We start from the raw sequence: 21,991 nt of genomic DNA on the forward strand, positions 1-21,991 counted from the left end.
GGCCCAGCTCTGAGAAGCAGTTGCCGAGGTTGGTCAGGGAGGCTGCGAGGTCGGGGCGGTAGCGCTCGGGGGAGGCGATGGCCAGTTCCCGGTAGGTGGTCACGGCTTCTTGGGTCGCCGGGAGGGCTTTGTCCGGGCGGCCCAGCGCCGCGAAGTGGATGCCGAGGTTGGTCAGGGAGCCTGCGAGGTCGGGGCGGTAGCGCTCGGGGGAGGCGATGGCCAGCTCCCGGTAGGTGGTCACGGCTTCTTCGGTCGCCGGGAGGGCCTTGTCCGGGCGGCCCAGCACCGCGAAGTGGACGCCGAGGTTGGTCAGGGAGGTGGCGAGGTCGGGGCGGTAGCGCTCGGGGGAGACGGCGGTCAGCTCCCGGCGGATGGTCACGGCTTCTTGGGTCGCCGGGAGGGCTTTGTCCGGGCGGCCCAGCTCTGAGAAGCAGTTGCCGAGGTTGGTCAGGGAGGCTGCGAGGACGGGGCGGTAGCGGTCGGGGGAGACGGCGGTCAGCTCCCGGTAGATGGTCACGGCTTCTTGGGTCACTGGGAGGGCTTTGTCCGGGCGGCCCAGCGCCGCGAAGTGGATGCCGAGGTTGGTCAGGGAGGTGGCGAGGTCGGGGCGGTAGCGCTCGGGGGAGGCGGCGGTCAGTTCCCGGCGGATGGTCACGGCTTCTTCGGTCGCCGGCAGGGCCTCGGCCGGGCGGCCCAGCTCCGCGAGGCGGTTGCCGAGGTTGGTCAGGGAGGCTGCGAGGTCGGGGCGGTAGCGCTCGGGGGAGGCGGCGGTCAGTTCCCGGCGGATGGTCACGGCTTCTTGGGTCACTGGGAGGGCTTTGTCCGGGCGGCCCAGCTCTGAGAAGCAGTTGCCGAGGTTGGTCAGGGAGGCTGCAAGATCGGGGCGGTAGCGATCGGGGGAGGCGGCGGTCAGCTCCCGGCAGATGGCGACGGCTTCTTGGATCAGCGGCAGGGCCTCGGCCGGACGCCCGAGGTCAGTGAGATGCAGGCTGAGATTGGCCAGCCAGCGTGCGCGCTCCCGGGCCTCGGCGTCGGCCGGGGTGCTGTCCAGGATGCGCCGGGCCAGGAGGGCATGTCCCTCGGCCAGCATCACCGAGGGATAGGGCAGCGCCTCATACAACGCCACCAGGGTCTCCCGGGAAGCCGGAACTGCCCCCACCTGGCCAGCCACGACCGGAAGCAACCGCTGCAACATCGCACCGGCCGCATCCAGCTCCTGCGCCGCCCGCGCCAGCAACACCAGAGCCCGCCGCGCCTGCCGCTCATTCAAATCCGCCAGACACGCCTCCAGCAACTCATCACAGCCGCTCAGCTGCCGAGTGACGTGCAGCTCGGCCAGCCGATCCGGTCGCAACCGCCCCAGCCACTCCCGCCCCTCCTCACCATCCTCAGGCGGATACAACTCCCGCAACCAATCCGCCACCTTCACCGACGGCACCCCATCAGGAACCCGCCCCACCACCTCAGCCGCCTGCGCACGATTCCGCGCCCCCAGCAACGTGCCCACCGCCACCGTCTGCTCAACAGCCGCCACACTTAGCTCGTAGGCCCCTTGCAAGAAGCCGCGCGCCCGCGCGGTCTGCACCCAGTAGCGGCGCTCATGCTCCAGTAGCTCCTCCAGCACATCCACCACCCCCACCGTGATTGGCCCGCCACCGGATCGCGCCGACCGCAACACCGCCACCAACGCCGCCGCGTGCAAATCCAATATCCGTTGACGCCCCTCGCCCAGCTCCACCTCCACCCGCTCCGGTACCGGCACCCCCAACTCCGCGGCGAAGAACGGCACCGCCGCCAGCACCAGATCCCGATCCGACCTCCCCACAGCCACCTGATCGGCCAACGCCATCCCCTCAGCCCCGGCAGCGGCCACCATCTGCCGCACCCGTGCCGACTCACCCCCCAGCTGCCGCCACCACTCCCCGGCACTGCGCGCCAGCAGCAACACCGCCACCCGCCGCCCCTCATCGGCAGCGACCTCGTTCAACAAAGCCGACAGCCCGGTCCGTGTCTCGGCGTAATCCACCACCACCAGCACCTGCCGCTGCTCCACCGCCCGCCACCGCGACAACGCATCGGCCTCGGCATCATCGCGAACCCCCAACACCCCCCAACCAGGGCCGAGCCGGTCGGCCAGTTCCTCCGCTAGCCGCGACTTGCCCACCCCGCCCGGTCCCGTCAGCAACCGCAACCGCCCCGCCTGTGGATCACGGCTCCAGGCCAGAAGCTCGTCCAGTTCCCGCTCCCGCCCCTCAAAAGGAACCACCCTGCGCGACGGATGCAGCAGCATCGCCGGACCCTGCCCATCAGGCAGCAACTCAGCCGCCGCCTCAAGCGCCTCCCGCGCCGCTGCCCTCTCCCTCCAGCGATCAAGAACGGAGGGGGCAAAAGCCGACACCATAGCGCCAACCACGGCCCCCAGCACGGTGGGCAGCGGCTTGCCATCCGTGACCGCCGCCACCGCGGCCGCCACCGCCACTGTCACCGCACCCGCCACCATCGCGCCGAACACCCGCAGCCGCCCGTTCACACCCTCTTGTGTAGAACGCGCCAAAGATCCACACGGTCCCCGTTACGCAATCGTTCAGTCCCGTCGTGACGATCGCCCACTTCGGTGCTCGCCGTACGGGCGGGGGCGATCGGCTGCCGCGGACCGGCTTCGCCGGCCCTTGCCACTGACCATGAGGGCTGAGGCCTCGGCGCTTGCTAACGGGCGTGCTAACAACACTCCTGGACGATCATGGACGCTGGTGGACACAGCCCCACCCCTGAGGTGGCCTTGAGCAGGGATGTCGCCTCGCCTGGACCGTCCTGGACGATCGTGTTCTCACTTGTAAACAGAAGGTCAGGGGTTCGATTCCCCTCGTCGGCTCGCTGCTAGAAGGCCCCTTCCGCGACTTGGAAGGGGCCTTTGATCTCCGTACGGCACCCGTGCTGCCCATCCTCGCCCAAGTCGTCGTCGGGAAGCCACGGTGGCAGAGGAACGCAGTCATGAGCATTGATCCAGACGTCGGCTTGTCCAGGAGAGGTTCAGAGCCCTCGGCGGTCCGGAACACGGAGCCCGACTCCTGCTGGTTCGGTCCGAAGCTCCCGCTTGTCGGACGAATTTCGGTGCGGTTCGCGACGTGGTTGCGCGAGGCATTCACCGTTTACGCAGCGCCGGAGGGATCTCGCGTCGTGGCTGCTCTCTTCATAAGGGCGTACCGAAGAAGCTGATATGCGCGCAAGTGGGGTGAGGGTTTCAGCCGTAACATGCATGTGAGCTGTACGTGGTAGTAGGGGTTGGGTAGTGTCCGGGGCGTGCGCCCAGATATTCGTCGGCTGACTGCCGCCGCGACGCTCGTCTCCCTGATAGCTGTGATGGGTTGCACAGCGGGCCTCAACAGGCCCACCTTGGAAGAGGCCACGAAACAGCTCATCGCGGACGGTGACAAACTCATTGCCTCTCGCGAAGTGGCCGCCTCTGGAAAACTGGCAGTGACAGAACGCGCGGAAAAGGATACGGAATCAGGTTGTATACCTGGTCAGGTGCAGCGATTCTTTCGAGCTCAGGGAGACCTCTCCGGGGCACCCGACGTGCACATGCCGTATAACTCTGCCGGTTTGATGCAGAGCGTGCTGGAGTTCGTTGGCTACGACTCAGTGGTGAATGATCGGGATCTTCGTGATGAGAATCTAGGTTTGTCCGTTGTGCGCAACTCAAAGACGGGGCTGACCTTTACGCTGACCGTTCGCAACGGCCAGACGCCTAATATCATGATCGTCGGAAAGACCGATTGCTACGCTCGCGGTGGCTGAGGTGTCGTGCTCGGTCAAGTCAACTGGGCAGCCTCCTTGCGTAGAAGAACCGCCTGGTTGCGTAGGCGGTCGGCGGTGGAGGTGCAACTCTCCTGGAGCAACTCGATCTCGCGTCGCAACTGCGCGGCCTGGATATTGAACCGACCCGCGGCAGGCCCCTTCCAGAACGTCTCAACTGCCTGAGGATTCGCCAGAGAGCCGGTGAAAACCTCCTCCAGGGCCTTGGCGTATCGAATGAGGGTTGCCGCGAGCATTTCTTTGTCGGTGGCCTGCCTGAGCAACTGACCCGGTTCGGGGATGGACGTGCTCATCCTCCCCGCCTCTCCAGCGCGTCGACCAGTGCGTTGTAGAGCCTTCCTCGGAATGCTTTGTCGATCATGTCTTGGTCCGTGTCCGTCAGCGGTTCTTGCTTGTGCCGCGCCAATGATTCGGTTACCCAGCGCACCTGCCTGTCCACGATCTTGTCGGCGACAGTCTGTGCAGTGTCGGGAGTTTTCCCGTCAAAGTAGTTCGTGATCATCTCCTTCAGGCCGTCTTTGGTGGCATCCTGGCCCTGGTCGCGGGCTGTGGCGGTGGTGGGGTGGTCGATGGGCCAGTATTTGTTGGAGAGCCAGTCGACGGGTATGAGCAGGGTGCCGGCGATCCAGTCGGCGTACTCGTCGTCGCTCCACTCCGCGTGCGCGGAACCGTCCAGGAGCAGGTTCGCGGCCCCGCTCGACAGGGCGCTGTGAGTCACGAATCCGGCGCGCATCTTTTCGTCGCTGTCGAATGGATGGAATCGACCTATGTCCATACTCGTGGTGTATTCCTGCCAGGCCTTCAGCAGCGAGTCGGCGGCTGTTTTGTCCTGCATCATGGCGCCGAAGAAGCGGGATGCCACGTCGGGGTCGAGGTTGTCCCAGGGGGGTGGTGGATACAGCGAGGTGAGTTTCGGTGATGACTCCTTTGCCTGCACGCGCGCAAGCTCGCCGAGGTACGGCGCCACATTCCTGGCCAGGACCTGGGCGACGGGTGAGCCCTTGAATTCGGGAAGGATCAAGGCGTTTTGCAGCCATTGGCCGCCGAGCCAGGGAGTGCCGTCGGCGCCTACGCCGCTGATGAGGTTGAACCAGGCCCGCTCGCGTACGTGATCAATGCCCGCACCTGGTCTCAGGGCCCTGTCCAGTACGTCGGCCAACCGCTGCTCGAAGTCGGGGAGTCTGGTTTGTCGGAATCGGCCGGGGTGCAGAAGAGAGCCGGCGGCGTCCGGGTGCTCGGCCAGTAGGGTTTGGAGCGCCTGGGGGTCGGCGTTGTAGGCGTTCACCAGTACGTCGAGGTTCCAGTTCGGGCTCGTCGGCGCGTCTGCGCTCAGCGGACGGCGCAGGACGCGGCGCGCCACCTGGTTGAGCAGCGTGCTCGACGGCTTGGACATCGCGACCAGTGCTGTCAGTACGCCGGGATCGGTCGCGTCCATGAACTTTGCGCGCCATTCCTCCCCGAGTCGTCCGGCACGCTCGGCGTTCGCGTACGCCTCGGCCAGCGGGCCCAGACTTTCCCGACCCTGCTGGAGGACTGCGGGCGGAAGACCCATGTCCATGGCCGCCGGGCCCTTGTCCTTCATCCAGTGCATGAACAGCGCGCGGAACCTGTCCGGCCCGAGTGCGGCCAGCAGGGCGGCCGCGTAGGCCGGATCGCTCAGCTTCCCCTTCGTCGCCGACACGGCGGCCGTCACGTCGCGCCAGCTCTTCACCGAGTTCTCGACGTCATGCCGCTTGAGAGCCGCGGCGATCGGCGCCGCATCGGCCTTTCCCCGCCGGGCGGCTTCCGCTTCGCTGTCGAATGTGAGGAACCCGCTCAACAGACCGTTTCCCGAGGCCGGGACCGTTTGCTGGAGCGTGTCCATCCGCCACTTGAGGTCCCGCTGTGTGTCATCGAAGAACGCCCATGACCGGTGCATGGCGGCCACTCCCAGCTGACCGGTCCATGACGCGCCCGCCTCGGCGAGCGCCGCCTCCAGCCCCGGCCGGGCCTGGGCGAGGATGTTCTTGCCGCTGGTCAGTTGGTGCATGAGTTGGCCTGCCCCGCCGGGGTCGATCCCGACGAACTCCCCCATGGACCCTCCCAGAGGGCTCGGCTACAGCGCAGGAGTTAAGCACATCATCCGATCCGGGTAAACGTCTCGCGCGCCTCTATAGGCAACAGGAATTGCGCTTGCTCGGTGACGGATGGCCATAAAGCGGCATTGCGATCAGGCGAACGTCGCACTTCGCGGTGGTTCGGGATGTCGCGCGCTTCCTGTCGCTGCCATTTCGAAGGATACGCACGGGCGCGCGAACGGGTGGCCGGGTCGGTCGATGGTCGGGTGCGGGGTCGTTCTGAGCTTCTGGCGGGAGGTCGGAGGTGAAGGGGGTGGTGAGTGTGGGGTTCGGGCAGTGGCGGCCATATCTGGCGGAACCTGACCGCGGACTGCACTCACGGTGCCTCACACGTTGGGCTGGAGGTAGTGGTGCTGCGCTGATTGCGGTGGTGTTTATGTCCGTTGACGACACTTTCGCGGGGATTGCTTAGTGTTTGTGGCGCTGATGGGTCAGGTGGCGGCGCTCCGGGTGGGTGGACATGGTGTGCGGCTTTTGCGGCGGCGCCTAGGGCCAAGCGGGGATGAATTCTTCCATCACGATTTGTGTGCCAAAAGTGGGTGGGAGTTTGGTGGGTCGGATGCCTATAGATTGACGGGGGATTAGGTGCTCTTGGGGTGGGGTGGCGCTTATTCCCGTATGTACGTTTTGGGGGGTGCGGGGGTGGGGTGCGGCGCTTTGTGGGTGGGTGTGTGAGTGTCCCGGGCAAGGGGCTTTCTGGGCCCCTGGTTGGGGTTCTGCTTCTGGGTGCCGTGGCGTCTCGGTTGGAGGTGGGCCGGGAGCTTGGCCGGGACGTCGAGTGGCGGCTGGGCCTGGGGTGATGTGGTCTGCGAGGGGTGCGTTGGCGGGGTGGATGGGGATGATGGGTGGTGGTGGTCGAGGCGGTGTCGTCCGGGCTGGCGGGTGCTCTGTTATTGATGGGATCTGTGGGCTTTGACGGGTTGTTTGGGTTTAAGGAGGTAACTGAGAATATCTGCATGGGTACGTCTGCTTCCGTCTAGGTGCCCGCTAGAAGAGTGGGTGCCGGATTCTGGCCGATTAATCCATGAACGGAAACGAGAGACCGTGAACACAAAGATTCGGCAGTCGCGGGCGCCCCGCCATGGGCGGCTCGCAGCTGTAGCGCTGGCCGGCGCGGTCGCCGGCACCATGCTCCTTCCGCTGGACCTGGGGGTGGCCTCCGCGAGCACGGGCTTCCCCGCCGTCGAGGCCGGGGGCCCGCCGTCCAAGCCGGCGCCCACCCGCCACGTCACGAAGACGAGGTACGTCCCGAGGGAGAAGCCGATCCTGCACGTTCCGCACCGCTGGCGTCCCCCGAGGCTCGACGTGATCGTCGACAACGACAACCGCTCGCACAACCGCCACCACCGCTTCCACCGGCACCACGACTGGTTCAGGCACGAGCGGCTCAGGCACGAGCCGTTCAGGCACGAGCACAGGCACGACCCGGTGAAGGAGGAGCCGGTCAAGGAAGAGCCGATGAAGGAAGAGCCGATCAGGGAAGAGCCGATCAGGAACGACGACCGCAAGTGGTGGTGGCCCGAGGAGCTCAGCTAATCTTCGTGAGGAGCGCTTGAGCGCCCTCAACGTGTGGGATGAGGGCCGACGGCCGCTGGTTTCGTACGTGTGCGAGGCCGGATCGCGGTCATACGGCTTCCGGGAGGCGTCATGCTGACGGGGTGGGCGAGGGTGATCTTCGTCCGGCCTGACGGCGAGGTGTCGAGCGGCATCCCCCATGTGAAGATCGTGCAGAAGGTCTGCGTCGAAGGTTCGTCACGATCGGGGACGGCCTCTGTAGTCCGCAGGAGGCGGTCGAAGGACGGCGCTGTTGAGCGGCAGCGTGGCCCGTCGACCGCACTCCTCCGTTTCACCCGTCGTCGAGTGAGGGAGATGGCGGCCCGTCCTGTGGTCTTTGGCGGAGTTCGTCGTCTCAGCCGGTTCTGTGTGAGGTGGCTGCCGAATTCGAAGTCTGCCGGCGTGCGTTGGCCGGTGGCTTCTCCTGGGTGCTTCGTTCGGGGCCGTCGACGGGTCCGTGTCACTGGGTCTTGTGGAGAGATGGGCGGGGCGCCGCTCTTCTCGATGGGGTTGGTCGTGCTGGTGTGACTGGTGCGGGGCGGATCTATCGGTACGTGGGGCCGGCCGAGGTGAAGGCGGCGGTTCGGCCGGAGGGCGAAGGTCGTGCCATTCGTTCGATGGCCGACTTCGAGGGGTGGGTGGTGGCGAGGTCGGCGGTGGAGCTGGCTGAGCCGTTCACGTTCGTGGTCGACCTGGAGGGTGTGCTGCGGCTGGCGCCACGCCGCAGCGAGCATGCCGCGTGTGCCGGCAGTGGGCCGGTGCTGGGTGCTGGTGAGATCGGGTTCCAGCGTGCGGACGGCGGGTGGGTGGTCGGGGAGATCAGCAACCACTCGACCGGATACTGCCCGGACACCAGCTCATGGACGGCGGTCGCTCGGGCTCTGGCCCGGGTCGGGCTGAGGTGTCCGTCCGGTTTCACCTACGAGGTGGTGTTCCGGCGCTGCCTCGCCTGCCAGGAGGTCAGCATCGTGCGAGAGGACGACTTCGTCTGCGTCTTCTGCGGGAACGACCTGCCTGCGAGATGGAACGTGGATCCGGTCGACCTGCCCGGTGACTCCCGTCAGCGGTAGCCGGTCGCGTCGGCGGGTTTGCCGGGGTCCTGGATCTCTACCAGGTAGCGAAAGGCGTCCGGTTGCGAGCCGTCCACGTCGGTGAAGCCGTACTCGCGGGCCAGTTGGCCACTCGACAACGACTGGCCTGTCCAGCGCATGACGTCCGGGTCCGTGGCCAGGGCGGTGACGGCGCGGCCGACGTAGCGGGGGCTCTCTGAGATGACGAAGTGCGGTTCGCGGGTGGTCGCGTCGCGCCAGTTCTCCTCCTTGACCTCGAAGAGGTCGAGCATCATCTCCGATCTGAGCCAGCCGGGCGTCAGCGTCACCGCCGCGCACCCGTACGGGCGCAGCTCGTGGGCCTGCGCGAAGCCGAGTCTGATCACGGCGCTCTTGGCCTGGTCGTAGAAGAAGGAGACGCGGTAGTTGTGGTCGTTGTAGTCCTTGGTGCCGTCGGTCATCTCCACCACCAGGCCGCCCGGCCGGGCGATGACGAGGGGGAGGGCGTAGTGGCTGGTGATGATGTGGGTGTCGATGGCCAGCCTGAGCAGGCGTAGCCCGGCGTCGAGGTCGTGCTCCCAGAGCGGGGTGTCCCATTTCGCCAGGAGTTCGCCGCCCCAGATGTCGTTGACGAGTACGTCCAGGTGGCCGTGGTCGCGTGCGATGCGGTCGACGAGGGACTTGACCTGATCGGGTGCCAGGTGGTCGACCTGGACGGGGATGCCCACGCCGCCGGCCTGGTTCACCAGGTCCGCGGTCTCCTCGATGGTCTCCGGCCTGTTGTACTCGGAGCGGTTCTGGCGGGTGGTGCGGCCGGTCACGTAGACCGTGGCGCCGGCCGCGCCGAGTTCGACCGCGATGCCGCGGCCGGCGCCACGGGTCGCTCCGGCCACCAACGCGACCTTGCCCTGCAAAGTGGTGCTCATGGTCCGAAGCTAGCCGTAATACCCGACAACGGCTGTCATCTTTTCGGATGATCTCCCTGCGGAGGAAGAACCGTCCCCATCGGACGGTGAACTGGCCGAAAGTACCGCTGCGAACCCTGCCTTCGGCTCATGTCAGGGCCGGAGCGGGTCACCACGATGGGGCCATGTCTCATCACCCTCATCGTGAAACGGACGCGAGCCCGCCCCGTCCCGCCGCCCGGCCTCGGATCGCCGCGCTCGACGTGCTGCGCGGGTTCGCCTTGTGCGGGATCCTGCTCGCCAACATCAAGCCGATCGCGAACGTGAACGCCGACGCGGTGCTCGCCACGGGCGGGGAGGACGGGCTGGCCTGGCTGGGGTTGTTCGTCGACCAGCGGTTCTTTCCGATCTTCTCGCTGCTGTTCGGGCTCGGGTTCTCGTTGTTGTTGGAAAAGGAGGAGGAGCGGGCGGCGCGGCCGAGGGTGGTGTTGGCGCGCCGCCTGCTGGTGCTGCTGGCCATCGGGCTCGTGCACATGTTCGTGTTCTGGCGGGGCGACATTCTGACGATCTACGCCGTCGTCGGGCTGGTGGTGCTGCTGCCGTCCACCTGGTTGCCGCGGTGGGCGGTGGCGGGGCTGGCCGGGGTGCTGCTGGCCGTGCCGCTGGTGCTGGGGAGCAACGGTGTCGTGCTGGTGCCCGGGTTGTTCCTGCTGGGGTCGGCGTTGACCCGGTACGGGGTGACCGCGCGGATGGAACGGGCGACGTGGGGGCCCGCGGTGCTGGGAACGGGGTTCGCGGCGCTGGCCGTCCCCGCGGTGTGGCTCCAGGTCAGGCTGGGCGAGGAAGCCGGCGGGGCGGTGTTCAGCACCGTGTTCGCCGTGGCGGGGCTGCTCGTCGCCGGCGCGTACGTGTGCGGGGTGCTCCTCCTGCTCAGGACGCCCCTCCGGCCGGTGCTGCAGACGGTCTTCGCGCCGCTCGGCCGGATGGCGCTGACCAACTACCTGGGCGCCACCGTGATCGTCCTGGTGATCAGCCGGATTCCGGGATGGCAGCCCGAGTCGTGGTCGTCGGTGACCGTGGTGCTGGTCGCGGCCGGGGTGCTGGGCGCGCAGCGGGTGGTGTCGGGGTGGTGGTTGCGGCGGTACCGGTTCGGGCCGATGGAGTGGCTCTGGCGGTGGGCCACCTGGTTGCGACGGCCTCCCCTCGCGCGCGGACGCGACTCTCTGGCCTCATAAGAGGCGTGGGTCGCAGCCTCCGAGCCCGCCGACGGCCGGTGATGCCGGTTCTCCTCGGTACGCGCGTCATTCCGCGTAAGTGGGGCGGGCCGGGAGGCGCCAGCCCTGGTCGTCGACACTGGGGCGGACGGTGTCTTTTATGTCTTTTCTGCCGATTCGAGTGGCGACGGTGAGCTTATCCTCTATGTCGTACGAGTTGCGTATTGTGGAGATCGACACCCCGGCCGCATCGGCGAGGGCCCGCAGCCGGTACGGCTCCGGCCGTACGAATTCGCGCGCATAAGTCGCGATAAGTCGTATTTGTCGCTGTATTTCGCTCCGCTGTGCCTTCAACTCCGCGAGCCGCGCCAGCACCGGATCCTCGGTGGGCGACGCCTCGGCGGCCATCGTCAGCTCCCCGACCGCGGCCTTACGCGCCTTCCGTGCGGCCTCCGCCCGGCCCGTGTACTCCTTGTCGCTCTCGTCGTCGTGCCTCACCGGCTCGGGGACGAGCACTCTCGCCAACTCCTCGATGATTTCCCTCATGTGGTGAATCGTGCGCAGAGGAGTGCGGAAAATGCAAAGAAGTGCGGGATCGACGGTATCGCTGGAGTGCGACGACGTGATACAGGCCGCTGTCCGCGTATAAGGAATCTCCACCCGAGAGGGACACGGCATTTTCCGCGAAGAAATCTTGTGCGATCCTCGATCGTCGTGAACCCGCGAATGCGAGCGGCCCTTCCGCAGCCCGACAGCCCGGAAAGGCCGCTCTCGCGGTGCTCTTCGAAATGCCGCGAAAGGAGACCGCTGGACATGAGATTACCCAGGCAGCGTCAGCAACCGGAAGAGCCGAGGGCCGCCTCCGACCAGGAGCCCGAACGTATCCCGCAGCGATGGGTGGTCATCCTGATCGCCGCGCTCGTGGGCGGGCTGGTGGTCGGGTCGCCGCTCGCGTCGGTGCCCGTCGGGGTCGCCACCGCCCTGGGCCTGGTCGGCCTGCTGGACAGGATCATGAGGTAGCGCCCTTCATCCCCGTACGGCGCACAGCAGACGGTTGTTTCCCCGCTGCCACAACGTCCCGATCTCCGAGAACCCGGCCTCGCGCAGCGCGCCGGCGTGCTGTGACAGGAGGCGTGACTCCGAGCCGTGGTGGTCTGCCCCGGCCGTGGTGCGTGCCGCGTCGAGCTCGGCGAAGGCCGGGTCCGCCGCGATCGCGTCCCACCAGGCCCGCCACTCTTCCGGCCGGTTCGCGCCGAATGTCCGCTCTGCCTGACGCTCGTGCACCGCGTGCTCCAGCCGCGAGAGGGTGGGTGTGGCGTCCTCGGTGTCCAGGTGGTCACCGTTCAGCAGCAGGCCGCCGGGCCGCAGAACGGTTGCCAGCTCCGCGTACATGCCCTTCAGGTCGGGCTCGGAGATCCAGTGCAGCGCGGTGGTGCTCACCGCCGCGTCGGCCGGTCGGTCGAGGCCGAGCAGGTGCGTCCACCCGCTCGTCCGCAGGTCCGCCGAGACGAACGTGAGCTGCGGGTACGCGGCCCGCCCCAGCCCGATCAGCAGCGGATCGGCGTCCACGGAGATCACCTCGGCCTGGGGCAGCCGCGCCAGCAGCCGGGCGGACAGCGAGCCGGGGCCGCAGCCCAGGTCGATCACCAGGGGGTCGGGCCGCCCCAGCGCCTCCACGGCGTCGATCAAGGCGGTGAAGCGCTCCTCCCGGTCGGGCAGGTAGCCCTCCTGCTGGCGGTCCCAGCGCGCGATCCAGTCGAGTGCGGCATCGTGGGCAAGCATGAACGTCTCTCCGTAACTGTCATTTATGATTTGGATAGTTACAACATAGGATACGAAGGTGTAACCGGTCAATTGGACTACAACAGTCACACCGATGCGGTGATCAGGGTCGCGGTGGCGCTCGTCAACGCGCTGACCCCGGGCGAACGGCGCGGGCGGGCCTTCCCCATGCCGCGAGCGCTCGGCGCCGCCGCCGTCGAGGGCCTGCGCGCCGTCTACTCGTCCCATGGTGAGATCACCGAGGCGGAGGGGGCGGAGCTGGCCGCGGTCGCCGGTCGGCTGCGTGCCGTCTTCGCCGCGGTCGCCGCCGCCGACCTCGACACCGCTGCCACGGAGGTCAACGCGCTGCTGCGGGAGACCGACGCCAGGCCCAGGCTCGAACGGCACGACGGCGAGCCCTGGCACCTGCACTTCCACGGCACCGGCGGCACCATGGCCGGCGACTGGGCGGCGAGCTGCGCGACGGGGCTGGCGATCGTGCTGGGCAGCGAATTCAACGACCGCCTCGGCGTCTGTACGGCCCCGCACTGCGACCGCGTCTACGTGGACGTCTCCCGCAACGGCACCCGCCGCTTCTGCTCCACGGCCTGCCAGAACCGGGTGAAGACGGCGGCCTTCAGGGCCAGGAGCCGACCGGAAACGGAGTCGGGGTGACGAACGGCGCCCAGGTCAGGAGGCGGATCGGCCTCCCGGCCAGGGCTCAGGTCAGGAGGCGGATCGGTGCCCCGGCGAGGAAGGCGTCGATGTCCTCGACCGCCTCACGGAAGTACGTCCCGTAGTTCTGCTCCGTCACGTAGCCCAGGTGCGGCGTGGCCAGCACGTTCGGCAGCGTACGGAACTCGTGCCCGCCGGGCAGCGGCTCCGCCTCGAACACGTCGAGCCCGGCCCCCGCGATGTTCCCCTCGCGCAGGGCCGACGCCAGCGCGTCCTGGTCGACGATGGCCGCCCGCGCCGTGTTGACGAGGTAGGCGGTGGGCTTCATCAGCGACAGCTCGCGTGTCCCGATGAGTCCCCGCGTCCGGTCGCCGAGCACGAGGTGGACGGACACGACGTCGGAGCAGGACAGCAGCGCGTCGAGATCGGGCGCCAGCCGCGCGCCGGCCGCCGCGGCACGCTCCTCGGTCAGGTTCTGGCTCCAGGCCGTCACGTCCATGTCGAACGCCCGCCCGACGGCCGCCACCCGCGCCCCGATCTTGCCGAGGCCGACCAGCCCGAGCGTACGCCCGTACAGGCCGGCGCCGACCGTGTGCTGCCACGGGCCGCCCGCGCGCATGGCGGTCGCCTCCGGCACCAGGTGGCGGGCCAGGCCGAGGATCAGGGCCCAGGTCAGCTCGACCGCCGGGGCCGGGCTGCTCGCCGTGCCGCAGACCGTGACGCCCTGCTCGCGTGCGGCGGTCAGGTCGATGGAGGCATTACGTGGGCCGGTGGTGATCAGCAGGCGCAGGTTGGGCAGCCGGGCGAACAGGTCGGCGGTGAACGGCGTGCGCTCCCGCATGACGACCACGATCTCGCAGTCGTGGATCGCCGCCACGAGGTCGTCGTGCCCGGTGAAGTGCTCGCGGTAGCTCCTGGCCCGCACCCGTGACCAGTCGGCGAGTCCGAGTGCCACGTCCTGGTAGTCGTCGAGTACGGCGCAGCGCAGCATGATCGGCAATCCTACGCCGCCCTCACGGAAACACCCCGGTCAGGCGGTCCCCCTGCTCCAGCTCCCCGGGAGGTGCCGGGGAGCTGGAGCCCGTTCATTCGGCGGCCAGTCGTTCCGCCTCTTCGTGCAGCGCCTGGATCAGGACCAGTTCCAGGTGGAGCCGGTCGAGCTCGGGCGCCGCGAGACCGTCCAGGACGCGCATGTCGGGCCTCCCTGACCGTAGGACGTCCCAGACGCCACAACGGTTCACTCGAAGCCGCGAATCGCGCTCCAGGACGGCTCAGGTCTCGCTCCTGAAACGTTCCCACGCGGACTGCCGGGTCATGCCGAGCGAGGCGCCGATGCGTTCCCAGCTCACGTCCCGGGTACGCAGGTGCGCCACCCAGTCGCGCAGGTTGTCGTCCACCTGCGCCTGTACGGCGGCGATCTTCGGGAGGTGGTCGAGTATCTGCTCTTCTGACATGCTCTCCCACATCGGCAGGCGTGGTTCGGTCGAGGCGGCGAGCCGTTCCCCTTCCAGGATTTCGTTGCACAGATTGATGCACTCGTCGCAGATGTGCACCCCTGGTCCGGCGATCACCTTGCTCACGTCCGAGCTCTTCTTGTGGCAGAACGAGCAGCGGACCTTGTCCTTCCAGTCAGGCATGGCCTGACGGTAGCTCGTCAGGCGACCCCTGACAAGCCTCGCGACCGGCCTGGTTCCATGTGCGCCCGCAGGATGTCCTGCCGCTCCTCCTCGATCTTGCGGCTGATCAGCAGGTACGCGTTCAGCACCTGGCGATACTTCTCGTCCGCCTGGTCGAGCTGGCCGCGCAGGGCGAAGGCGCGCTCGGCGTCGCCCTGCAACTCGACCTCGGCCACGAGGGCGCGAGCATCGTTCACGATCTCTTCCGCCCGTATCCGCGTACGGCGAAGCAGGACCGCACACTCGTACAGTTCCGTCAGCCGCGCCGACGAGACGATGAACTCGGCGGCATCCACGGCCGATCCGACGGCCGTCCCGCTGTGGAGCTCCGATCCCATTTCCCGCCACCTCCCGGTCAAGGTTGCCTAACTGTAGACGCGCGGGGCGCGCAGGGGGATCACTCGACGCGGACGGTGGTGCCGGAATGCACCCGGCGGACATGATTCTTCTCCCAGGTAGGAAATCAGCCTCACTGAAACGCGTTCGGTGCGGGCCGAATGGGCTATTTGGCGGCGCTGCCATGGCCTATTGGGGGAATGCCGCGTTCTCCCGTTCTTGGCAAAAGCAGCGGATGAAGACGCGCGATAGACCCGCACGGCGCCCCGCGCTCGTCACATACTGAGACGGACTGACGGCGTAACGTGACTCTGGAGTGGTGGCGATGCGGGGGACAGGCAACGATGACGACGCGGTCGACGTCAGCGTCGTCATCCCCGTGCACAACTGCCGGTCATACCTCGACCGGTGCCTCACGTCGGCGCTCGTCCAGCGGGTGAAGAAGGAGCTGGTCGTGGTCGACGACGGCTCCACCGACGGCAGCGGCGAGCTGCTCGACCTCTACGCCGCCTACCACCCCGGCAGCGTCAAGGTCGTGCACCTCGACGGCGGCAGGGGCGCGGGCCGTCCCCGCAACGTCGGCATCGAGCACGCCACCGGCCGGTACGTGTTCTTCTGCGACGCCGACGACCACCTCGGCCCCGAGGCGCTCGAACGCATGCTGGCAGTGGCCGACCGCAACGACTCCGACATCGTCCTCGGCAAGATCGTGGGGCACGGCAGGCGGGCCCCGGTGTCGATGTTCCAGCACAGCGCCGACCGGGTCGGCCTCGGTGACAGCACCGTCTACAACAGCCTGAGCTGCTTCAAGCTGTTCAGGCGAGAGCTGCTCGAACGCCACCGCATCAGGTTCGGCGAGGGCATGCTCGTGGGGGAGGACATCCTCTTCACCGTCCACGCCTACTGCCACGCCGGGCCGATCTCCGTGGTGGCCGACTACGACTGCTACCACCTCGTCGACAGGCCCGACGGCAGCAGCATCATGCAGCAGGCCGGCAGCCGCGACCCGCTGGCCTGGCTGGCCATGATCCGCGGGCCGATCGAGCTGATGGCCCGGCACGTCGAGCCCGGCCCGCTCCGCGACCACCTGCTGCGCAGGCACTTCAGGCTCGATGTGTTCGCCCAGCTCGGGACCGTGTTCCTGGAGAGCGACGACATCCGCCGCAAGGACATCGCGCGGGAGGTCGCGGCGCTGTGCGAGCGGTGGTACACCCCCGGCGTGCACGAGCGGCTCAACACCATCGATCGGCAGCGGGCGAGCGCGCTCGACGACATCGACCGCCTCGTGCGCCTGGCCCGCATCGAGAGCGCCACCATGCGGCGCAGGCTGACCGGGGTGCGCTGGGAGGGCGACCGGCTCGTGGTGACCGGCGCGGCCCGGCTCGACGGCATCACCCGGGACGACGGCCTGGCCGTGGTGCTGCGCGCGCGGCACGATCCCGCCAGGGAGCTGGTCGTGCCGGCCGAGCGCAAGGGCGGGGAGTTCACCGTACGGGTGGACGTGGCCGCGCTCGACCCCGGCGTCTGGGACCTGAGGGTGGCGGTCGAGATCGAGGGCGTGATCCGGCTCGGGCGGCTCGGGGCCGAACGCGACAGCGGCATCGCCCGCCCGCGGCCCCGGCTGGTCGGCGGCGTCGTGGTCCTGCCCTACTTCACCAGGGACAACAGCAACCTGAGCATCGACATGGGCGGTCACGTGGTGGCCGTGCCCGGCACCGCGCGGCTGGTGAGGACCCGGTGGGCGATGGGGCACCGGCTGCTCATCGACGGAGAGGTGACCGTGGTCGGCACCACCCCGGCGACCTCGGCCATCAGGCGGATCGTGTGGCGCGAGCGGCGCAGCGGCTGCGAACGCGGCGACCGGGTGGTCGCGCTGCCCGGGGGCGGCTTCGCGGCCAGGCCCGCGGTGGGCCGGCTGACGCCGGGCACCTGGGACGCCTACCTGGAGCTGGATCTGGGCGGGCCGCCCGCGCTGTTCAGGATCGAGGCCGACGCGACGGCCGTGGCGGCGCCGCGCAGGTGGTGGGGCACCGCCCTGTTCAGAACGGTCCGGCCGTACGCTACCTCGGGCAAGGGGCGGCTGAGCGCGGTCGTACGGCGGCTGACAGCCGAATCTGTGGTTAAGAGAATCTTGCGGTAATTGCCATCTATATGCAGGTGCAAGACGATGTCCTAAAGTAGGACCGTTTGTCCGTCCTTGCTGGCTGGAGGCATGCCGTGCACGTACCCGATGGCTTCTTCAACGCGGTGACTTCGATCTCGGCCGGAGTCGTGGCGGCCGCCGGAGTCGCGGTCTGCCTGCGCGGGGCGCGGCGCGAGCTCGACGACCGGACCGCGCCCATGGCCGGGCTCGTCGCGGCGTTCATCTTCGCCGTGCAGATGCTCAACTTCCCCGTCGCGGCGGGCACCAGCGGCCACCTGCTGGGAGGGGCGCTGGCCGCGATACTCGTGGGGCCGTACACAGGGGTGTTGTGCATGGCCGTGGTCCTGCTGGTGCAGGGCGTGTTCTTCGCCGACGGAGGGCTGACCGCGCTCGGCGTCAACGTCACGATCATGGGCATCGTCACCGTGCTGGTCGGCTGGGGGGTCTTCCGGTTGGTCACCAGGCTGGCCGGGGGGAAGGTCGCGGTGGCGGCGTTCCTGGCGGCGCTGATCTCGGTGCCGGCCTCCGCGCTCGCCTTCACCCTGCTGTTCTGGATCGGCGGGACCGCGCCGATCGAGGTCGGCGCGGTGGCGGCCGCGATGGGCGGCGTGCACCTGCTGATCGGCATCGGCGAGGGCCTGATCACGGCCGTGACCGTGGGCACGGTGCTGGCCGTGCGGCCCGACCTCGTGTACGGCGCCCGCGGCCTGTCCAAGCCGCTGATCCTGCGCGGCGCCGAGGGCGAGAGCACGACCGTGGGCGAGTCGCCCGCGCCGGTCGCGGCCCGCGGCGCGCTCAAGCCGTTCCTGCTCGGCGGGGTCGGCGTGACGCTGGTGCTGGCCGGGGTCGTGTCCTTCTTCGCCTCCTCCTCACCCGACGGGCTGGAGGCGGTGGCCGAGAACAAGGGCTTCATCGACCAGGCGGCCGACCACCTGTTCGGCGGCTGGGCGCTGGCCGACTACGGTGAGGTGGGCGGGATCCCGGTCGGCGTGGCGGGGGTCCTCGGCGTCGGGCTGGTGCTGCTCCTGGCCGGGGTCATCGGCTACGCCGCGCGGAGTCGTGACAAGACCAGTGGCAAGACCAGTGGCAAGACCACGGTGTGATTCGTGGGCGCCGGGCATCATCATCAGCTCTACCTGCCGGGCGGCTCGGTCGTGCACCGGCTGCCGCCGCAGTGCAAGCTGCTCGCGGTCTTCGCCTTCGCCCTGGTGGTGGTGGCCACGCCGCGCGAGCGGTTCTGGGCGTTCGCGGCCTACGCCGTGCTGCTCGGGGGCGTCGCGGTGGCGGCCAGGGTGCCGGTGACGTACGTGCTGCGGCGGATGGTCATCGAGGTGCCCTTCGTGCTGTTCGCGTTCCTCATCCCGGTGATCGGGCTGGGGGAGCGGACCACGGTGCTGGGGCTCTCGCTGAGCGTGCCGGGCCTGTGGGCCGCCTGGAACATCCTGGCCAAGGCCACGCTCGGGGTGGTCGCCTCCATCCTGCTGGCGGCCACCACGGAGCCGCGGGTGATCCTCGTCGGCGCGCAGCGGCTGCGGCTGCCGAGCCTGCTGGTGCAGATCGCCATGTTCATGCTCAGGTACCTGGACGTGATCGTGGGCGAGATGCGGCGGATGCGGGTGGCCAGGGAGTCGCGGGGGTTCGAGGCGCGGACCTTCCGGCAGGTGCCGGTGATCGCGCGCTCGGCAGGGGCGCTGTTCATCCGGTCGTACGAGCGGGGTGAGCGGGTGCACCTCGCCATGTTGAGCCGGGGGTACTCCGGCACCATGCCGATGCTGCATGATATTTCGGCTTCTGTACGCCAATGGGGCACTGCGTTGGCCCTGCCCGGCGTCGCCCTCGTGATCTGGGGACTAACGTGGTGAACTCTCTCGACGTCCAGCAGCTCGCGTACGCCTATCCGGACGGCACGCAGGCGCTGTTCGGCGTGGACCTGTCGATCGCCCGCGGCGAACGCGTGGCCCTGCTCGGCCCGAACGGCGCCGGCAAGACCACGCTCGTGATGCATCTCAACGGGATTCTCACCGCCGGGCACGGGAGTGTCACCGTGGCCGGCACCCCCGTGCGCAAGGACACGCTCAAGGAGATCAGGCAGCGCGTCGGCCTGGTCTTCCAGGACCCCGACGACCAGCTCTTCATGCCCACCGTCCGCGACGACGTGGCCTTCGGCCCGGCCAACGCGGGCCTGCGCGGCGAGGAGCTGGAGCGCGTGGTGAAGGACGCGCTGGAGCGGGTGGGCATGCTGGCGGCCGCCGACCGGCCGCCGCACCATCTGTCGTTCGGGCAGCGGCGCAGGGTGGCGGTGGCGACGGTGCTGGCGATGGCGCCGGAGATCCTGGTGCTCGACGAGCCCTCGTCCAACCTCGACCCGGCCGCGCGCAGGGAGCTGGCGGAGATCCTGCGCTCCCTGGACGTGACGGTGCTCATGGTCACCCACGACCTGCCGTACGCGCTGGAGCTGTGCGAGCGTTCGCTCATCCTCTCCGGTGGCGTGATCGCCGCGGACGGTCCCACGCGCGAGCTGCTGGCCGACGCCGACCTGCTGGCCCGGCACCGCCTGGAGCTCCCGTTCGGTTTCGCGATTCCCGCCATTTGATGGGGCATCGGCGGCGAGATGGGTAGAAACCCCGAGCATGGTTCTTGACGGGGCGTTTGGTGTGCGTTTAGACCAGCCTTGTCCTCCTGCATCCGGCTTTTCGTAGTTTGTGCATGCCCGGTATCCGGGGATGTCGAAGTACAGTGGCTCATCGAGGAGGGGCCAATGAAGCTGCGGCTTGCGCGACACGCCCTGGGTGACGCCGTGGTGGTGGCCGTCGAGGGAGAGCTTGACCTGTTCACCGCACCGTTCCTGCGCGACGAGGTGCGTGACGCCATCAAGCAGGACGGCGCCAGGCTCGTGCTCGATCTGCAGCAACTGTCGTTCATGGACTCCAGCGGGCTCTCGGTGCTGATCGAGGCCTGGCGGCTGGCCACGGGCGAGGGCGGCGGCGTGTCGCTGGCGGCGCCGCAGGCACCGGTGGCGCGCATCCTGCGCACGACCGGGCTCGACCGCCGGATCAAGGTGTACTCCGACGTCGACACCGCCGTGGGTGAGATTTAACCGCCCCCGAGTAGAACTTCATTCGGTCGGCGGGTTAGGGTCCAGCATATGGACGTGAACGGATCTGCAGCAATCATCTCCGGCGGTGCCAGCGGCCTCGGGGAGGCCACGGCCCGCGAGCTGGCCCGCGCCGGAGCCACGGTGGTCGTCGCCGACCTCAACGAGGAGCGCGGCAAGGCGGTCGCCGATGAGATCGGTGGCGTCTTCGCCAAGACCGACGTCACCGACGACGAGCAGGTGCAGGCCGCCGTGGACGCGGCCGTGGCCACCGGCAAGCCGCTGCGCGTGGTGGTCAACAGCGCCGGCATCGGCTGGGCCGAGCGCACGGTCAACCGTGAGGGCAACCCGCACAGCCCGGCCTCCTATCGCAAGGTCATCGAGGTCAACCTGATCGGCACGTTCAACCTCATGCGCCTCGCCGCCGCCGCCATCGCCAAGACGGAGCCGGCCGACGCCGACGGGCAGCGCGGCGTGGTGATCAACACGGCCTCGGTCGCGGCGCTGGAGGGGCAGACCGGGCAACTGGCGTACTCGGCCTCGAAGGGCGGCATCGTGGGCATGACCGTGCCGGCCGCGCGTGACCTCGCCGCGATCGGCGTACGCGTGAACACGATCTGCCCCGGCATCATCGACACCCCCATCTACGGTTTCTCGGCCAACGCCGAGGACTTCAAGGCCAAGCTCGTGGCGCCGGTGGTCTTCCCCAAGCGCATGGGGCGGCCCGACGAGTTCGCCCACCTGGTCAGGTCGCTGGTCGAGAACGACTACATGAACGCCGAGGTCATCCGCTTCGACGGCGGAATCCGCTTCCAGCCCAAGTGAGGTCTCGTGTCTGACGAAGTGCTCGTCGAAGAGTCCGGCAATGTTGCGATTCTCACCATCAACCGCCCCAAGTCGCGCAATGCGATCAACGGGGCGGTGGCGCGGGGCATCGCCGAGGCGCTGGACACCCTGGACGCCCGTCCCGACATTTCGGCTTTCGTGCTGACCGGCGCGGAAGGCACGTTCTCCGCGGGGATGGACCTGAAGGGCTTCCTGGCCGGCGACTTCCCGGTGGTGGAGGGGCGCGGCTTCGGCGGGCTGACCGAGCAGCCGCCGAAGAAGCCGCTGGTGGCCGCCGTGGAGGGGTACGCGCTGGCGGGCGGGTTCGAGCTGGCGCTGTCCTGCGACGTCATCGTGGCCTCCGCGGCGGCCAGGTTCGGGCTGCCCGAGCCCAAGCGCGGGCTGGTAGCCGGGGCGGGCGGGGTCATGCGGCTGCCGCGCCGCATCCCGTACCACGTGGCCATGGAGATCGCCCTGACCGGCGACCACTACCCGGCCTCCCGCCTGTACGAACTGGGCCTGGTCAACCGGATCACCGAGCCGGGCGCCGCGCTGGAGGGCGCGCTGGAGCTGGCCCGCAAGATCGCGGCCAACGCCCCGCTGGCGCTCGTCGCCACCAAGAGGGTGATCGTCGAGTCGCAGGACTGGTCGCTGGAGGAGATGTTCGACAAGCAGGGCGCGATCGTCAGCCCGGTCTTCGGCTCCAAGGACGCCATGGAGGGCGCGGCGGCCTTCGCCGAGAAGCGCGCGCCCCGGTGGAAGGGCGAGTGACCGCTCCCCTCCCGTCCCGGTCATGAGACGGGAGGGGCTCGTTCGACGCGCGCGC

The 21,991-nt window shown here is 68.6% G+C and carries 22 protein-coding genes; 12 read left to right on the top strand and 10 right to left on the bottom strand.

The genetic code is table 11. From position 1 onward, the window contains the following. Positions 1-2,530 (bottom strand): tetratricopeptide repeat protein (locus ABD844_RS02445; protein ID WP_344872448.1); only part of this gene is annotated, 2,530 nt, incomplete at its 3' end. 770 nt (positions 2,531-3,300) lie between these two features. On the opposite strand from ABD844_RS02445, the gene ABD844_RS02450 reads away from it, so the two are divergent. Next, the gene (locus ABD844_RS02450) at positions 3,301-3,798 is read left to right on the top strand and encodes a hypothetical protein (protein ID WP_344872450.1); all 498 of its coding nucleotides are present in this window, start codon (positions 3,301-3,303) and stop codon (positions 3,796-3,798) included. Positions 3,799-3,812: 14 nt separating this feature from the next. Here the strand turns inward: ABD844_RS02450 and ABD844_RS02455 are convergent, their stop codons facing one another. The 3 genes from ABD844_RS02455 to ABD844_RS53015 all read right to left on the bottom strand — a co-directional run bounded on the left by ABD844_RS02455 (position 3,813) and on the right by ABD844_RS53015 (position 7,441). Beyond that, positions 3,813-4,109: a hypothetical protein gene (locus ABD844_RS02455; RefSeq protein WP_344872452.1), complete on the bottom strand. Its 297-nt coding sequence runs from the start codon at positions 4,107-4,109 to the stop codon at positions 3,813-3,815. Continuing rightward, the gene (locus tag ABD844_RS02460; protein ID WP_344872454.1) at positions 4,106-5,890 is read right to left on the bottom strand and encodes a hypothetical protein; all 1,785 of its coding nucleotides are present in this window, start codon (positions 5,888-5,890) and stop codon (positions 4,106-4,108) included. Before ABD844_RS02460 ends, ABD844_RS02455 begins: the two co-directional genes overlap by 4 nt. Positions 5,891-6,823: 933 nt before the next feature. Beyond that, positions 6,824-7,441, bottom strand: a complete 618-nt coding sequence (locus tag ABD844_RS53015; protein WP_425568496.1) for a pentapeptide repeat-containing protein — start codon at positions 7,439-7,441, stop codon at positions 6,824-6,826. A 663-nt stretch (positions 7,442-8,104) separates the two neighbouring features. On the opposite strand from ABD844_RS53015, the gene ABD844_RS02470 reads away from it, so the two are divergent. Next, the gene (locus tag ABD844_RS02470) at positions 8,105-8,557 is read left to right on the top strand and encodes a hypothetical protein (protein WP_344872457.1); all 453 of its coding nucleotides are present in this window, start codon (positions 8,105-8,107) and stop codon (positions 8,555-8,557) included. Here the strand turns inward: ABD844_RS02470 and ABD844_RS02475 are convergent. Then, on the bottom strand, positions 8,548-9,462 hold the full coding sequence (locus tag ABD844_RS02475) for an SDR family oxidoreductase (protein WP_344872458.1): 915 nt from the start codon (positions 9,460-9,462) through the stop codon (positions 8,548-8,550). The two genes, ABD844_RS02470 and ABD844_RS02475, sit on opposite strands and share 10 nt — an antisense overlap. Positions 9,463-9,626: 164 nt before the next feature. Here ABD844_RS02475 and ABD844_RS02480 point away from each other — a divergent pair, with 164 nt between their 5' ends. Further along, positions 9,627-10,676, top strand: coding sequence for a DUF418 domain-containing protein (locus ABD844_RS02480; protein WP_344872460.1), 1,050 nt, complete (start codon positions 9,627-9,629; stop codon positions 10,674-10,676). Positions 10,677-10,742: 66 nt separating this feature from the next. Here the strand turns inward: ABD844_RS02480 and ABD844_RS02485 are convergent, their stop codons facing one another. Next, on the bottom strand, positions 10,743-11,201 hold the full coding sequence (locus ABD844_RS02485) for a hypothetical protein (protein ID WP_344872463.1): 459 nt from the start codon (positions 11,199-11,201) through the stop codon (positions 10,743-10,745). A gap of 267 nt (positions 11,202-11,468) precedes the next feature. Between ABD844_RS02485 and ABD844_RS02490 the strand changes: the two genes are divergently transcribed. After that, entirely contained in the window at positions 11,469-11,675 is a 207-nt protein-coding gene (locus tag ABD844_RS02490; RefSeq protein ID WP_344872465.1) for a hypothetical protein, read from the top strand. Between the two features lie 6 nt (positions 11,676-11,681). Here the strand turns inward: ABD844_RS02490 and ABD844_RS02495 are convergent, their stop codons facing one another. Continuing rightward, a complete protein-coding gene (locus tag ABD844_RS02495) occupies positions 11,682-12,437 on the bottom strand; it encodes a class I SAM-dependent methyltransferase (RefSeq protein ID WP_344872467.1) in 756 nt (251 codons plus the stop codon). A 72-nt stretch (positions 12,438-12,509) separates the two neighbouring features. Between ABD844_RS02495 and ABD844_RS02500 the strand changes: the two genes are divergently transcribed. After that, on the top strand, positions 12,510-13,091 hold the full coding sequence (locus ABD844_RS02500) for a CGNR zinc finger domain-containing protein (protein WP_344872469.1): 582 nt from the start codon (positions 12,510-12,512) through the stop codon (positions 13,089-13,091). Positions 13,092-13,137: 46 nt separating this feature from the next. Here the strand turns inward: ABD844_RS02500 and ABD844_RS02505 are convergent, their stop codons facing one another. The 3 genes from ABD844_RS02505 to ABD844_RS02515 all read right to left on the bottom strand — a co-directional run bounded on the left by ABD844_RS02505 (position 13,138) and on the right by ABD844_RS02515 (position 15,105). Beyond that, entirely contained in the window at positions 13,138-14,082 is a 945-nt protein-coding gene (locus ABD844_RS02505; RefSeq protein ID WP_344872471.1) for a D-2-hydroxyacid dehydrogenase family protein, read from the bottom strand. Between the two features lie 280 nt (positions 14,083-14,362). Next, positions 14,363-14,728: a ClpX C4-type zinc finger protein gene (locus tag ABD844_RS02510; RefSeq protein ID WP_344872473.1), complete on the bottom strand. Its 366-nt coding sequence runs from the start codon at positions 14,726-14,728 to the stop codon at positions 14,363-14,365. Positions 14,729-14,745: 17 nt separating this feature from the next. Further along, positions 14,746-15,105, bottom strand: a complete 360-nt coding sequence (locus ABD844_RS02515; protein ID WP_344872475.1) for a hypothetical protein — start codon at positions 15,103-15,105, stop codon at positions 14,746-14,748. A 323-nt stretch (positions 15,106-15,428) separates the two neighbouring features. Between ABD844_RS02515 and ABD844_RS02520 the strand changes: the two genes are divergently transcribed. The 7 genes from ABD844_RS02520 to ABD844_RS02550 all read left to right on the top strand — a co-directional run bounded on the left by ABD844_RS02520 (position 15,429) and on the right by ABD844_RS02550 (position 21,936). Then, positions 15,429-17,243 (top strand): glycosyltransferase family 2 protein, encoded by a 1,815-nt coding sequence (locus tag ABD844_RS02520; protein WP_344872477.1) that lies wholly within the window; start codon positions 15,429-15,431, stop codon positions 17,241-17,243. Between the two features lie 77 nt (positions 17,244-17,320). Continuing rightward, positions 17,321-18,349 carry an energy-coupling factor ABC transporter permease gene (locus tag ABD844_RS02525; RefSeq protein WP_344872478.1) on the top strand — a complete coding sequence of 343 codons (1,029 nt, stop codon included), beginning with the start codon at positions 17,321-17,323 and terminating at the stop codon, positions 18,347-18,349. 3 nt (positions 18,350-18,352) lie between these two features. Continuing rightward, positions 18,353-19,108, top strand: a complete 756-nt coding sequence (cbiQ, locus tag ABD844_RS02530) for a cobalt ECF transporter T component CbiQ (RefSeq protein WP_344872480.1) — start codon at positions 18,353-18,355, stop codon at positions 19,106-19,108. Beyond that, positions 19,102-19,839: an energy-coupling factor ABC transporter ATP-binding protein gene (locus ABD844_RS02535; protein ID WP_425568497.1), complete on the top strand. Its 738-nt coding sequence runs from the start codon at positions 19,102-19,104 to the stop codon at positions 19,837-19,839. The genes cbiQ and ABD844_RS02535 overlap by 7 nt, the downstream gene beginning before the upstream one ends. A gap of 165 nt (positions 19,840-20,004) precedes the next feature. Then, positions 20,005-20,343 carry an STAS domain-containing protein gene (locus ABD844_RS02540; protein ID WP_043624827.1) on the top strand — a complete coding sequence of 113 codons (339 nt, stop codon included), beginning with the start codon at positions 20,005-20,007 and terminating at the stop codon, positions 20,341-20,343. A gap of 48 nt (positions 20,344-20,391) precedes the next feature. Beyond that, a complete protein-coding gene (locus tag ABD844_RS02545; protein ID WP_344872486.1) occupies positions 20,392-21,165 on the top strand; it encodes an SDR family NAD(P)-dependent oxidoreductase in 774 nt (257 codons plus the stop codon). Positions 21,166-21,171: 6 nt separating this feature from the next. Beyond that, complete coding sequence (locus ABD844_RS02550) at positions 21,172-21,936, top strand: crotonase/enoyl-CoA hydratase family protein (RefSeq protein WP_344872488.1); 765 nt, start codon at positions 21,172-21,174, stop codon at positions 21,934-21,936. Positions 21,937-21,991: the final 55 nt, after the last annotated feature.

The organism is Nonomuraea antimicrobica (assembly GCF_039536965.1).
In the GTDB taxonomy this organism is placed as follows: domain Bacteria; phylum Actinomycetota; class Actinomycetes; order Streptosporangiales; family Streptosporangiaceae; genus Nonomuraea; species Nonomuraea antimicrobica.

What these genes read in the sequence shown, in the direction of transcription:
- ABD844_RS02455 (WP_344872452.1), bottom strand. Translation starts at nt 4,109, where the DNA reads ATGAGCACGTCCATCCCCGAACCGGGTCAGTTGCTCAGGCAGGCCACC.
- ABD844_RS02460 (WP_344872454.1), bottom strand. Translation starts at nt 5,890, where the DNA reads ATGGGGGAGTTCGTCGGGATCGACCCCGGCGGGGCAGGCCAACTCATG.
- ABD844_RS02470 (WP_344872457.1), top strand. Translation starts at nt 8,105, where the DNA reads ATGGCCGACTTCGAGGGGTGGGTGGTGGCGAGGTCGGCGGTGGAGCTG.
- ABD844_RS02475 (WP_344872458.1), bottom strand. Translation starts at nt 9,462, where the DNA reads ATGAGCACCACTTTGCAGGGCAAGGTCGCGTTGGTGGCCGGAGCGACC.
- ABD844_RS02480 (WP_344872460.1), top strand. Translation starts at nt 9,627, where the DNA reads ATGTCTCATCACCCTCATCGTGAAACGGACGCGAGCCCGCCCCGTCCC.
- ABD844_RS02485 (WP_344872463.1), bottom strand. Translation starts at nt 11,201, where the DNA reads ATGAGGGAAATCATCGAGGAGTTGGCGAGAGTGCTCGTCCCCGAGCCG.
- ABD844_RS02490 (WP_344872465.1), top strand. Translation starts at nt 11,469, where the DNA reads ATGAGATTACCCAGGCAGCGTCAGCAACCGGAAGAGCCGAGGGCCGCC.
- ABD844_RS02495 (WP_344872467.1), bottom strand. Translation starts at nt 12,437, where the DNA reads ATGCTTGCCCACGATGCCGCACTCGACTGGATCGCGCGCTGGGACCGC.
- ABD844_RS02505 (WP_344872471.1), bottom strand. Translation starts at nt 14,082, where the DNA reads ATGCTGCGCTGCGCCGTACTCGACGACTACCAGGACGTGGCACTCGGA.
- ABD844_RS02510 (WP_344872473.1), bottom strand. Translation starts at nt 14,728, where the DNA reads ATGCCTGACTGGAAGGACAAGGTCCGCTGCTCGTTCTGCCACAAGAAG.
- ABD844_RS02515 (WP_344872475.1), bottom strand. Translation starts at nt 15,105, where the DNA reads ATGGGATCGGAGCTCCACAGCGGGACGGCCGTCGGATCGGCCGTGGAT.
- ABD844_RS02520 (WP_344872477.1), top strand. Translation starts at nt 15,429, where the DNA reads ATGCGGGGGACAGGCAACGATGACGACGCGGTCGACGTCAGCGTCGTC.
- ABD844_RS02540 (WP_043624827.1), top strand. Translation starts at nt 20,005, where the DNA reads ATGAAGCTGCGGCTTGCGCGACACGCCCTGGGTGACGCCGTGGTGGTG.
- ABD844_RS02545 (WP_344872486.1), top strand. Translation starts at nt 20,392, where the DNA reads ATGGACGTGAACGGATCTGCAGCAATCATCTCCGGCGGTGCCAGCGGC.